Below are 12,797 nucleotides of genomic sequence, written 5' to 3' on the forward strand. Positions count from 1 at the left end.
TCGCACCCCCTGGAATCCCCCACATCACGATCACTTGTGACCCAGCACTTGACTCTCAATACAGTTGCTTTCTTTGCAGCAGCAAAGAAAGTGACTGCCGCCCCGCATAGGGGCAACGCTAATAGACCAATAACAAACCGGGACCCACCACCTAAAAGCAGGAACACCAATTGCGACCGGTTGAGCGCAAAACCTCACCCGCAAACCCGGAGTCCCCCAAATGGCAACAAACAAACAGCCGCCCCCGAGCGGCGTCGCCCGCACCCCGTCGCAAAGCAACACCAACAAAAAAGTCGAAGCCCTCGAAACCTTCCGCACCGACGCCACGAACCAGGCCCTGACGACGAACCAGGGCGTCAAGGTCGCCGATAACCAGAACACGCTGCGCGCCGGCGAGCGCGGCCCCTCGCTGCTCGAAGACTTCATCATGCGTGAAAAAATCACGCACTTCGATCACGAGCGCATTCCAGAACGCATCGTCCATGCCCGTGGATCCGCCGCGCATGGCGTATTCAAAGTGTATGAATCGCAGGCCGAACTCACCAAGGCCGCGTTCCTGCAAGACCCATTGAAGGAAACGCCTGTCTATGTGCGTTTCTCAACCGTGCAAGGCTCGCGCGGCTCGGCCGATACCGTGCGCGACGTGCGCGGCTTCGCCGTCAAGTTCTATACGGAAGAGGGCAACTTCGATCTCGTCGGCAACAACATGCCAGTGTTCTTCATCCAGGACGCGATCAAGTTCCCCGACTTCGTCCACGCCGTCAAACCCGAGCCGCATAACGAAATGCCGCAAGGCGCATCCGCGCACGACACCTTCTGGGATTTCGTTTCACTCGTCCCCGAGTCCGCGCACATGGTGCTCTGGACGATGTCCGACCGCGCGATTCCCCGCAGTCTGCGCACGATGGAAGGCTTCGGCATCCACACCTTCCGGTTCATCAACGCGCAAGGAAAAGGACGGTTCGTGAAGTTCCACTGGCGCCCGACGATCGGCTCGGCGTCGCTGCTGTGGGACGAAGCACAGAAGCTCGCGGGCAAGGACTCGGACTTCCATCGGCGGGATCTATGGGAAGCGATCGACAACGGCGACTATCCCGAGTGGGAACTCGGCGTGCAGATCGTCGAGGAAGAGGACGAGCACAAGTTCGACTTCGATCTGCTCGATCCCACCAAGATCATCCCCGAGGAACTCGTGCCGCTGAAGATGATCGGCAAGCTCACGTTGAATCGCAATCCGGACAACTTCTTCGCCGAGACGGAGCAGGTCGCCTTCTGCCCGGGGCATATCGTGCCGGGCATCGACTTCACGAACGATCCGCTGCTGCAAGGGCGTCTCTTCTCGTACACCGACACGCAGATCAGCAGACTCGGCGGTCCCAATTTCCACGAGATTCCGATCAACCGCCCGCTCGCGCCGCTGCATAACGGTCAGCGCGACGCGATGCATCGCCAGACGATCGACAAGGGGCAGGCCTCCTACGAGCCGAATTCGATCGACGGCGGATGGCCGAAGGAAACCGCGCCGGCCGCGGCGGGCGGCGGCTTCGAGACTTATACGGAACGCGTCGAAGGGTCGAAGATCCGCGTGCGCAGCCCGTCGTTCCGGGATCACTACTCGCAGGCGACGCTCTTCTGGAACAGCATGACCGATCCCGAAAAGGATCACATCGTCGGCGCTTATTCTTTCGAGCTTTCGAAGGTCGAGCGCAAGCCCATTCGCGAGCGCCAGCTCGGCATCCTCGCGAATATCGACGAGACGCTCGCCGCGCGCGTTGCCGCCAATCTCGGGCTACCCGCGCCGAAGAAGAGCGCCGACGCCGACGAGCTCGGCAAGTCGTCGGTGAAGGAGTCGCCGGCCTTGTCGATCATCGCGAAGGCGAAGCCTTCGGTCAAGACGCGCAAGGTCGCGATTCTCGCCGCACGGGGCGCCGACGCCGCGAGCATCAAGGCCGTGCAGGACGCGCTCAAGGCCGAAGGCGCGCACGCGAAAGTCATCTCGCCGACGCTCGGCTCGCCGGCGCCAGGCATCGAGGCCGACGCGACCATTCTCGGCATGCCGTCGATCATGTTCGACGGCGTGATCGTCGCGGGCGGCAAGGAGAGCGCGAAGACGCTGTCCGAATCCGGCGACGCGCGTCATTTCGTGCTCGAAGCGTTCAAGCATCTCAAAGCGATCGGCGCGCTCGGCGACGGAGAGGATCTGCTCGCAGCCGCTCATCTGCCAAACGGCGAGGAAGGCGTCGTCGTCGGCAGCGATGTGAAACAGGTACTGAAGCGGTTCATCGAAGCGATGAGCATGCATCGCGTGTGGTCGCGCGCGCAAAAGGCTGAATCGGTCCCGGCCTGACGCAAGGTTCGCAAAACAAGCCCGCGCGTCGCGTTTCGCCGGTTGCAACGGTACGGGCGACCATGCCACTGGCCGGTGATATACGCACCGCGGCCTTTTTGAGAAACTAACCGCACCGATTATTGCGGAGGTGCGGCTTGTTCGATCATGCAGGGCCAGGTAGCGACGTTGCGCGGGCCGCACGCGCGCGACGGCGCTCGTGCGTGGCGATCCTCTTCGTCATCCTGATGACAGGCGTGCTATGCGCGGCGTCCGCGACGGCGGCCGCGAAAGAGCGCATCGTCGTCGGCGTGGCACCAGGCGTCGTGCCGCCGCTCGACATGGCGTATCCGCGTGCGGGCGATCCGCGCGGCATCTCGGTCGACTACGTGAACGCCGTCGCGGGCGCGCTAAAGGCCGATACGCAATGGCGTCTCTATTCGAGCCGCGCCGCAATGATTGCAGCGCTCAAGCGCGGCGAGATCGACATGGCGACCGGCGCGACGGGCGAGGACAGCGGCGCGGCGCTCGCCTACAGCCGCCCGTATCTGCCGCGCAAGCAGCTCTTCATCGAACCGATCGAGACGCGCCCGCCGACGCATCGGATCGCGTACGTCGACACGCAAACCTCGCCGGCGCGCTTGCGGGCCGCGTATCCGTCGATGACGCCCGCCGCTTATCCCGACCTGATCGGCGCGCTGCTGGCCGTATCGTTCGGCGATGCCGACGCGTTCGTCGGCGACATGACCGCCGCCGCCTACGTCCTCAGGCATTTCAAGTTGCCAAACGTGGCCGTCACCCACTTCGCCGCTGCCGACGAAGACGGTTACCGTTTCGCATTCGCGGCGGACCGGCCCGGAGCCGTTTCATTGCGGCACCGGATCGATGACGCGCTCGCAGCGCTGCCGCCGGCATTTCTGCTGCTCGAGTATGCACGGTGGAATCCGAGCGCGGACTTGATCGCGCAGCGCAGACCCATCGAGCTGTCCGAAGAGGAAGCCGCGTGGGTGAAGGCGCATCCCGTCGTTCACTTCTCGATGCTCGCGCAAGGCGCGCCCCTCTCGTTTCGCGACTCGCAAGGCCAGCCAGCGGGCGTCGCGGTCGATCTGCTCAATGCGATCGGACGCGTCACGGGGCTGCGCTTCGAAGCCCGCATGCGCGATTCGATCGATCAGTTGACGGCCGACATGAAAAGCGGCACATCCGCCATCGTGCCTTACGGCATAGGCGATGCGCCCATGGCCGGGACGGTATCCTCGGCGCCGACCGGCGAGGGCATCTTCGCGATCGTGACGGCGGCGGGTCAGCCGCGGCGGCGTGACGCAGCCGCGCTCGCGGGCAAGCGGGTCGCGCTCGCGGCCTATGCGCCGCTGCAAACACTCGTGCGGCAGCAGGCTCCGGACGCGCGTTTCATCTACACGGCGCGGCTTGAAGAGCAGCTTCACGCCGTCGCGCGAGGGGAAGCCGACGCAACTGTCACCGATCTGACCTTCGCAAACTATCGGGTGGGCAATCCGTACCGCGGTTCGCTCGTCGTGAGCGGTGTGCTGTCGACGCAGCCGGTCCCGTACAGGCTGAGCGTTGCGGCCAACGAGCCGATCCTGCTCGGCATCATCAATCGTGCGCTCGCCAGCTTGCCGCTTCCGCAACTGGAGTCGATCCGCGCACGCTGGGCCCTCTCCGAGCATCCCGAGCTGCTGTGGGAACGCCGCCGCCCGCAAGTCGCGCTCGGCGCGCTGCTGGGCGCCGCGCTCGTGCTGGTGCTCGCTGGCTGGGCGCTGACGCTGCGCGTGCAGGTCGGCCGCCGGATTGCCGCCGAGAATGCAATGCGCGCCGCGAAGGAAGAAGCCGAGACGGCGAACCGCGCGAAGTCCACCTTCCTCGCGGCGATGAGCCACGAAATCCGCACGCCGATGAACGCCGTGCTCGGGCTGCTCGAAATGGAGCTGCGCGCACCCGGTGAGCGCGCCGCGACCGAGCGCGCGCTGTCGATCGCGCACCGGGCCGCACACGATCTGCTCGGCCTGATCGACGATTTGCTGGACGTGGCGAAGATGGAGGCCGCACGCCTCGTGCTCGCGCCTGCGCCGCTCGAGATCGAGGCGTGGGTCGCGGGCGTCGCGGCGATCTATGAGCCCGTCGCGCGCGCGAAGGGCGTCGGGCTCGCCGTGAAGTGCCTGTCCGATGGCGGCCCCGCCTGGGTCCTCGCCGATGGCCAGCGTCTGCGGCAGATCGTCGGCAACCTGCTCTCGAACGCGATCAAGTTCACCGATGCCGGCGCGGTCACGCTCGAATACGGCGTCGCCCCGCCCCGCGACGACAGGCGCGCGGTGACGCTCGCGGTATCCGACACGGGCATCGGCATCGCGCCCGAGAAACAGGCGATGCTGTTCACGCCGTTCGTGCAGGCGCACGATGGCCACGCGCGCAGCGTCGGCGGCACCGGGCTCGGACTCACCATCAGCAAGCGGCTCGTCACGATGATGGGCGGCACGATCGAATTCTCGAGCGCACCCGGACGCGGCACGCGCTTCACGGTGCGGCTCGATTTGCCGCAGGCGCAAGCCGTTGCATCCGTTGTCCCATCCGTCGTCGAGACGGGACCGGTACAGGCGCATGCCATGGAGGCATCGCTCGCGGGCCTGCGCGTGCTCGTCGTCGACGATCATCCGGCCAACCGCATCGTGCTCGACCGGCAGATCAGGCTGCTTGGCGGTGTCGCGCAACTGGCAGTCGACGGCCAGGGCGCGCTCGCACGCTGGCGCGCCGAGCCACGCGCGCTCGACGTGATCGTCACCGATTGCTCGATGCCCCGAATGAGCGGCGAGGAACTCACGCGAACGATCCGGGACGACGAAGCCAAAGACCCGTCGAGGCCGCGCGCCGTGCCGATCGTCGGCCTGACCGCGAATGCGCAGCCCGACGCGGCCATGCGCGCGATCGCATCGGGCATGAACGCCTGCCTCGTGAAGCCGCTCGCCCTCGACGATCTGCGCGAGGCGTTACTTGCGGTGACGCGCCGCGGCCGAGAATCGACGGCGTCGCCGAAAGTGCCAACGGCCGCGCCCGATCCGGACACGCCGGTGTTCGACCACGCCGCGCTGGCAGGCTTCGGCGATCAGGCCGGCACGCTCATCGACACGCTGAGAGCCGCCAACGCACAGGACCTCGCCGATGCGCACGCCGCATTCGACGCCTGCGACCACGCCCGCCTGCGCGATATCGCGCATCGCATGAAGGGTGCAGCCGCGGTGATCAAGGCGGCGCCGTTCATTCGCGCGTGCGTCGCGTTGCAGCGCGATTGCGAACGCGCGGTCGCCGAAGATCGCAACGGCGACGACGATGCGCCTGTCGCCGCATCGTTCGCGGCATTCGTCACGGCGGCCGGGGCGCTCGATGCGGCGCTCGCCGATCCGCTCGCCTGTGCGTCGTCCGCATCCGGCTCATCGACATGACGCGCTTCGAGGCTCGTGACGAACGCTTCGCGTGCAGCGTGCGTTTCGTGTGTTTTAATTGAACCTCAATCATCTCAAAAAACGCGCGGCTATCCGTGGCCGCGATGGATGCGCAAAGAGGCATGAGTCGAAGGGATACGCGGTTCACCGAGAAAACGAAGCCGGGCGCGGGCCGCAGGAGCCGGCGCGCGCGTGCGGCGCTGGCGTTTTGCTGCGCGATGTTCGCGTTGATGCCGGGCACGCCGCGCGCCCAGCGCGCCGAATGGCTCGATGCGCGCGTCACGCAGGCGACCATCGTCGATACGATCTGCGTGCCGGGCTATGTGGACCGCGTGCTGCCGTCGTTCGAGATTCAGATGCACCAGAAGGAGCGGCTTTTGAAGCAGCGGAGCATCGATGCGTCGTTCGCGTCGGAATATGCGCTCGATCACCGCATGCCGGTGCTGCTCGGCGGCTCGCCCAATTCTCCCGCGAATCTCGATCTGCGCCGCTGGGAAGGGCGTGCGGGCCAGCGGCGCAAGGAACGGCTCGCCGTCTATCTGAAGCGCTGCGTCTGCACCGGCGACATCACGCTAAAGAGTGCGCAGAGCGCGATGGCGGGCGACTGGCCCAATCGCTATCCGAATCTTTCGAGCATGACGTGCAACGGCTTCTGACGATTGATCCGGGGCATCCGTCCGATTTAGAACATTTATTGAAAAAGGACGCGATGTCGCAGCACGCGAATGGTCTACGGGATTAGTATGGAGCTATCTCGAAATTCGTCTGGAGCTTGCCATGATCGTTACGTAGTGTCCTTTCTGGTCATCGGCACGCTTGCGGCGCACATGATCGTGAAGCAGCGCCGGCAGCCCGTGCGCGTGCGCGCAAGGAGGTGAAGGCGATGAACCTGATCGTCTGGAATCTTCCGCAACGCTGCGCCGCGCGCGACGTGCGACGCTTTCTGGAGCATGAGCTCGGCGGCTATGCGAGCGATATCGAAGTCCACGGCGCAGGCACCGCTCACGCCTACGCGACCGCCAGGCTCGCGATCGATGTGCCTTACATCGGCGAGGCGATCGCGCAGAAGCTGTGTCATCAGCGCTTGCTCGACGAGCCCTTGCGCGCGCGCGCATCGCCATCGGGTGATGCGTCCATCCGCCTGCATTGAGCGCCTGCGCTGCGCCGTACGGCGCGCGGCGCCCGGAATGAACTTTGCTGAATTTCCCCTGACGAACGTTATGTAGCGGCGAAGCCGGTGCCTCGTGCGCACCGGCTTTTTTGTCTGCGCGAGATTTGACGCAGGCGCCGCTCGTCGGCAGAACGCAAAGCGGATCATTCATATCGATGCATCAGGCAGGAAAGAACAAGACGCCGCTCGGCGCAAGGATCTTCATGAGCGCGGCGGCGGGCGCGCTCCTTTCGATGGCGACAGCGGTTCATGCGCAGCCTCAGGCTGCGTCGGGCGCATCGGGGACGGTCGGGCAGGGCCGTGTGACGGCGCGGCCCGTCGCGCCCGCGGTGCCCGTGCCGCCGATGCCGCAAAGCGCGAGCATCCCGCATGGCGCGAGCGCGCCTGAACGCGGGCTGCCGGCCATGCCCGTGCCGATGCCGGCGCAACCGGCCCCCACAGCTTCCGCGGCTTCCGAGGCTGCCGCCGCATCAGCCGCGAGCGCGGCGTCGGCGGCATCGGCGGCAAGCGCCGCGAGCGCGGCATCCGAAGCACAGGCGCCCGAAGTGCCGCTGCCCCCGGAGCCGCCCGAACCCAATCTTGCGCAGCGTACCGGGATACCGCCGGCGGGCGCATACGCGATGCGGCAGAACTTCGCGAAGGAAGTCGACCGGCGTCTCACTGTGCCCGTCGCGGATCAGCAGGCGTATGGCCGTTTGCTCCAACATGCGCTCGACGATGACGGCCACGGCGATCTCGCCAACGAGTTCGTCGTGCTGGTCGATCGCAGTGCGAACGTGCAGGCGATCTTCATCTACTTCCGCGCGAAGGCGGGCGATGCGTGGTCGATGATCGGCGCGTCGCCGGTATCGACGGGCCGTCCCGGCACGTACGATCACTTCGTCACGCCGCTCGGCGTCTTCCAGCACGTGCCAGGCAACATGGACTTCCGGGCCGAGGGCACGCTGAACGAGTTCAAGATCCGCGGCTACGGCGCGCGCGACATGCGCATCTACGATTTCGGCTGGGCCGAGGGCGAGCGCGGCTGGGGCAAGGGCGGCAAGTCGCCGATGCGCTTCCAGATGCACGCCACCGATCCGGAGAAACTGGAGCCGCTGCTCGGCATGCGGCATTCGAAGGGGTGTGTGCGCATTCCGTCGACGCTCAACACGTTCATCGATCATTACGGCATTCTCGACGCGCAATACGAGGCACGCGCATCCGAAGGCGAGTCCATGTGGGTCCTGAAGGCCACGCGCAAGACGACGCCTTGGGCGGGCCACTATCTCGTTGTCGTCGATACGGGAAGGAAAACGCGGCCGGCGTGGTCGCCGGGCCCGGGGAAGGCGGTGCGCGAGCACATTCCGGCGGGCGCGAACACGGTCGATTGAGCCGCGCGCCTGTTTCGAGCGCGCGAGCAAGCGCGGATAGAACCGCGCGAGAAAGACCCCGAGGCGGCTATCTCGCGCGCGCGAGCAGCACGCCCGCAAGCGCGACGCCAAAGCCCGCGAGTTGCACGGCGTCGAGCGTCTCGCCGAACGCGAGAAAGCTTTCGAGTGCGGCGAGTGGCGGCGCGAGAAAGAGCAGGGCGGTCGCGCGCGATGCGTCGCCGCGCCGGACCATCCATACGAGCAGCGTCGTCGCGACGCCCGAGAGCATCGCGATGCCCCATGCGAGCGAGAGCCACGTCGTCATCGACGGAATGAAGCGATGCTCCCCGAGCGCCATGACCAGCACCAGCGCGACGATCGCCGCGCCGGCGTTCTGCAGCGCGCTGGCGCTGCGGATATCGGCGCGTGCGAGGGAGGTCTTCTGGTACAGCGTGCCCGCGGTGATGGCGACGACGGAGAGCAGCGCGATCGACACGATGATCCACTGCGAGGCATGCCCGCTTGCTGCATGTTGGACGTGCGCGCCGCTCGCCGCGATCTTCGGCGCGAGTACGAGCGCGACGCCCGCGAGGCCCAACGCGAGGCCGCCCCATGCGCGTGGCGAGAGCCGTTCACCGAAGAGCCGCGCGGCGACGGCGGCCGTCAGGAGCGGTTGCAGCGCGCCGAGCAGCGCCATGACGCCCGCGCCCAGCCCCTCTGCGACGGCCCAGTAGCCCGCGCCGAGATAGACCCCTTGCAGGAGCGCGCCAGCGACGAGGTGCCGGCCGATGTCGCGGCCCTTCGGCCAGGGCGCCCGCGTGATGACGGCGATCACGAGAAACAACAGCGTCGTGCCGGCGAAGCGCGCGAGCAGATACAGATTCGGATCGACGTAAGGCGTGATCGCCCGTGCGACGATGAAGCCGGTCGACCAGAGAAACACGAAGACGGGAGCGGCGAGGATCGAAACCATGTGAGGCATGCGGCAAGATGAGATGCCGCAGTATCGGTGCGGATGCCCGCAGTCGTCTTGTTCAACCGTGCACTCGCCGGTGCGGGCGCGTCATTCGATTGCGAAGGTGTCGAGCGGCTGATTCGCGCGTGCATCGCCCTCGAAGCGGCGCGATAGTTGCGCATGCAACCGCTTTGCTTCGTCGAGGGTGAGATCGATCCAGTACGGATCGCCCGCAGCGTCGTTCAAGCGATCGGGAGGGAACTGGATTTCGATCACTACGCCTTTTTTGTACATCTTCGTGCCTTGTCCGGAGCTTCGTGCGAAGCCAGATAGTCTAGCGGACAGGTACTCGTGGATTGCTTACCCTGCGGAAAGAATGCATTGCTTTGGGCGGGCAAAACAACCAAACCCGGTTCACATCGATGTCACAGACCTCTGCAATGCTTGGCGGTTGAAGGTCGCCACCGCCCATCCACCACCCCGACAAGAGACACCATAAATGACCCGCGATTTCCGCTTCGCGCGCCACGTGCTGCCGGCGTTCGCCGCCATCACCCTGTTTGCCGCGATGCCCGCCCACGCCACCGACGCCGTCGTCCTGTACACCGCCGATGGTCTCGAGAATCTCTACAAGGACGTGCTTCCCGCATTCGAAAAGAAGGAAGGCGTGAAGGTCAACATCGTCACGGCGGGCAGCGGCGAAGTGGTCAATCGCGCGACCGTCGAGAAGGATTCGCCCAAGGCCGACGTGCTCGTCACGCTGCCGCCGTTCATCCAGCAGGCGCAGCAAGGCGGCCTGCTGCAGCCCTATCAGAGCGTGAACTACAAGAACGTGCCCGCCATCGCCAAGGCGCAGGACGGCGCATGGGCCACGTTCGTCAACAACTACTTTTCGTTCGCGATCAATCCGGAAGTCACGAAGGCCGCACCGAAGACCTTCGCCGATCTGCTGCATCCGAGCTACTCGGGCAAGATCGCATATTCCAATCCGGCGACGGCAGGCGACGGCATGGCCGTCATCATCCTGACCTCCGCGCTGATGGGCGAGGACAAGGCGTTCGACTACCTCAAATCGCTCGAGCAGAGCGCGAAGTTCCATACGAAAGGCACGGGCTATCTCGACGTGCTGCTCTCGCGTAACGAGATCGCGTTCGCCAACGGCGATCTGCAGATGGACCTCGACGACGCCGCGAACGGCGGCCTCTCGATCAAGCCGCTCTTCCTGTCGCACAAGGCCGGCGAAGCGCCGACCACCTTCCAGTTGCCGTATGCGATCGGCCTCATCAAGAGCGGTCCGAATCAGGCGGCGGGCAAGAAGCTGATCGACTATCTGATGTCGTCGGACGTCCAGTCGAGAGTGCCCGATATTTACGGCATTCCGGGCCGCACCGACGTGCCGCTCGCCGGCAAGAACGGCGAGGCCGTCAGGCAGGCGATCTCGGGCGTGAAGCTGATTTCCGTCGACTGGAACGAAGTCATGCGGAAGAAGGCCGGCTGGACCGAGCGCTGGAAGACCGAGGTCATCGGCAATACGGGCAAGCAGACCGAAGTCGTCAAGCCGAAGTCGTAAAGTGAGCGCTCTGCCCAAAGAAGTGTCCGGCGTTCACGCGACGCCGGGTGTGCACATCGATCGTCTGACGGTGCGCTTCGGTACCCGCACCGTGCTCGACGATCTCTCGCTGCGCATCGGTCGCGGCGAATTCCTCACCGTGCTCGGCCGAAGCGGCTGCGGCAAGACCACGCTGCTGCGCTTCATCGCGGGCTTCGTCAAGGCCGATGCACTGGCGGGCACGCTCGCCATCGCGGGTCGCGATCTCACGCACGCGCCGCCGCATCAGCGCAATCTCGGGCTGCTGTTCCAGAGCTATGCGCTCTTTCCACATCTGTCCGTGTTCGACAACGTCGCGTTCGGGCTGCGCGCACGCAAGCTGAAGACGGGCGAGGTCGCAAGGCGCGTCGCCGATGCACTCAAGCTCGTGCAGCTTTCCGATGCCGGCCACATCATGCCCGCGCAGCTTTCCGGCGGCATGCAGCAGCGCGTTGCGCTGGCGCGCGCGCTCGTCATCGAACCGGATGTGCTGCTGCTCGACGAACCGCTTTCCGCGCTCGATGCAAACTTACGCGCCTCGGTGCGCAGCGAACTGAAGGCCTTGCATGAGCGCTTGCCGAATCTGACGATCGTCTGCGTGACGCACGATCAGGACGATGCCCTCGTGCTCTCCGATCGCACGCTCCTGATGCGCGATGGCCGCATCGCGCAACTCGGCGCGCCGCGCGAACTATACGACGCGCCCAACGATGCGTTCGTCGCGCGCTATCTCGGCGCGGCGAATCTGCTGCCGCCGCGCGTGGTGTATCCCGTCGGCGATGCGCGGCACGACGAGCGCGAGCGCCTCGCGTGCATTCGTCCCGAGCGCTTCACGATCGTCACGCTGGGCGAAGGTCCGTTGCATGGCACCATCGCGTCCGTCGAATGGTATGGCGCGGCGCTTTCCATTACGGTCGCGCTCGATGCGTCGCCGGGCGAACCCGTGCTCGTGACGACGCAACGCGGCCATGCACGCATGCCCGAGAAAGGCACGCGCGTGTCCCTTCGCTTCGAGGCTGACGATGTCGTCCTTGTTCGTTCCTGACAGCGCCGTGCGCGACGAAGGCGGCATCACGGACGCAGATCTCTGCGCGCAATTCGCCGCGCATGCCGCGCACGCGAAACGCCGCGAGCGCAAAGGGCAATGGCATCTGCTCTTCATACTCGTGTTCGTGCTCGGGCCGCTCGTCGTCTATCCGCTCGCGCGACTCGTGATGCTCAGCGTGACCGGCACGCATGGTTTCACGCTGCACGCGTACACCGCGTTCTTCGGCAATACGGAAACGCGCGGCATGATCGGCACGACGCTCGGCATTCTCTTCGCGAGCGCGAGCATCGCTTCTTTGCTCGGCGTCGCGATCGCGTCGATGTTGTTCTTCAGACCGTTCGCGGGCGCGCGTTTGCTTACGCGCTTTCTCGAGTTGTTCGTCGCGTTTCCGTCGTTTCTGGTCGCGTTCACGCTGATCTTTCTTTACGGTTCGCAAGGGTCCGTCAGCATCGGCTTGCAGCGGCTCTTTTCGCTCGATGCGACGCCGCTCGATTTCCTCTTCGGCATCGGCGGCGTGATTCTCGCGGAAGTCGTGTTCTATGCGCCGTTCGTCGTGCGCCCGACGCTTGCATCGTATGCGACGCTCGACATGCGGCTCGTCGAGGCGGCGAGGAGCCTCGGCGCCGGTGGCTGGATGGTCGCGACGAAGGTCGTGTTGCCGCTCGCGTGGCCGGGCATCGCCGCCGGCACGATTCTCTGCTTCCTTCTCACGCTGAACGAATTCGGCATTCTGCTCGTGCTCGGCAGCGCGCATCTGATCACCTTGCCGATCGCGATCTACAGCGCGGCAACCGTCGATCTCGATCTTCCCACCGCGGCCGCGGGCTCGGTCGTGATGCTGCTGATGTCGCTATCGCTCTATGCGCTATACAGGCGCGTCAACCGGCGCGCAGGAGTCCGCTGAC

Annotated in this window: 10 protein-coding genes; 8 read left to right on the forward strand and 2 right to left on the reverse strand. The window is 65.6% G+C overall.

The genetic code is table 11. The features are described from left to right. Positions 1–220: 220 nt before the first annotated feature. The 5 genes from katE (at position 221) to NCR38_RS15295 (ending at position 8,322) form a co-directional block, all read left to right on the forward strand. The gene (katE, locus tag NCR38_RS15275; RefSeq protein ID WP_061118215.1) at positions 221–2,347 is read left to right on the forward strand and encodes a catalase HPII; all 2,127 of its coding nucleotides are present in this window, start codon (positions 221–223) and stop codon (positions 2,345–2,347) included. Between the two features lie 203 nt (positions 2,348–2,550). After that, positions 2,551–5,781: an ATP-binding protein gene (locus tag NCR38_RS15280; RefSeq protein ID WP_250477329.1), complete on the forward strand. Its 3,231-nt coding sequence runs from the start codon at positions 2,551–2,553 to the stop codon at positions 5,779–5,781. Between the two features lie 122 nt (positions 5,782–5,903). Continuing rightward, positions 5,904–6,437, forward strand: a complete 534-nt coding sequence (locus NCR38_RS15285; protein WP_061118357.1) for a hypothetical protein — start codon at positions 5,904–5,906, stop codon at positions 6,435–6,437. A gap of 227 nt (positions 6,438–6,664) precedes the next feature. Further along, positions 6,665–6,931 carry a hypothetical protein gene (locus NCR38_RS15290; RefSeq protein WP_061118356.1) on the forward strand — a complete coding sequence of 89 codons (267 nt, stop codon included), beginning with the start codon at positions 6,665–6,667 and terminating at the stop codon, positions 6,929–6,931. Between the two features lie 176 nt (positions 6,932–7,107). Beyond that, a complete protein-coding gene (locus tag NCR38_RS15295; RefSeq protein WP_061118355.1) occupies positions 7,108–8,322 on the forward strand; it encodes a L,D-transpeptidase in 1,215 nt (404 codons plus the stop codon). 67 nt (positions 8,323–8,389) lie between these two features. Here NCR38_RS15295 and NCR38_RS15300 read toward each other — a convergent pair whose 3' ends face one another. Continuing rightward, positions 8,390–9,274, reverse strand: a complete 885-nt coding sequence (locus NCR38_RS15300; RefSeq protein WP_061118214.1) for a DMT family transporter — start codon at positions 9,272–9,274, stop codon at positions 8,390–8,392. Between the two features lie 90 nt (positions 9,275–9,364). Then, on the reverse strand, positions 9,365–9,550 hold the full coding sequence (locus NCR38_RS15305) for a hypothetical protein (protein WP_061118213.1): 186 nt from the start codon (positions 9,548–9,550) through the stop codon (positions 9,365–9,367). A 205-nt stretch (positions 9,551–9,755) separates the two neighbouring features. Between NCR38_RS15305 and phnS the strand changes: the two genes are divergently transcribed. The 3 genes from phnS to phnU are packed head-to-tail and all read left to right on the forward strand — an operon-like array spanning position 9,756 to position 12,796. Continuing rightward, positions 9,756–10,826, forward strand: coding sequence for a 2-aminoethylphosphonate ABC transporter substrate-binding protein (gene phnS / locus NCR38_RS15310; RefSeq protein ID WP_061118212.1), 1,071 nt, complete (start codon positions 9,756–9,758; stop codon positions 10,824–10,826). A 1-nt stretch (position 10,827) separates the two neighbouring features. Continuing rightward, entirely contained in the window at positions 10,828–11,889 is a 1,062-nt protein-coding gene (phnT, locus tag NCR38_RS15315) for a 2-aminoethylphosphonate ABC transport system ATP-binding subunit PhnT (protein WP_061118211.1), read from the forward strand. Then, a complete protein-coding gene (gene phnU / locus NCR38_RS15320; RefSeq protein ID WP_061118210.1) occupies positions 11,867–12,796 on the forward strand; it encodes a 2-aminoethylphosphonate ABC transporter permease subunit in 930 nt (309 codons plus the stop codon). The genes phnT and phnU overlap by 23 nt, the downstream gene beginning before the upstream one ends. The last annotated feature ends 1 nt before the right edge of the window (position 12,797 follow it).

Source organism: Caballeronia sp. INML1, assembly GCF_023631085.1.
In the GTDB taxonomy this organism is placed as follows: domain Bacteria; phylum Pseudomonadota; class Gammaproteobacteria; order Burkholderiales; family Burkholderiaceae; genus Caballeronia; species Caballeronia turbans.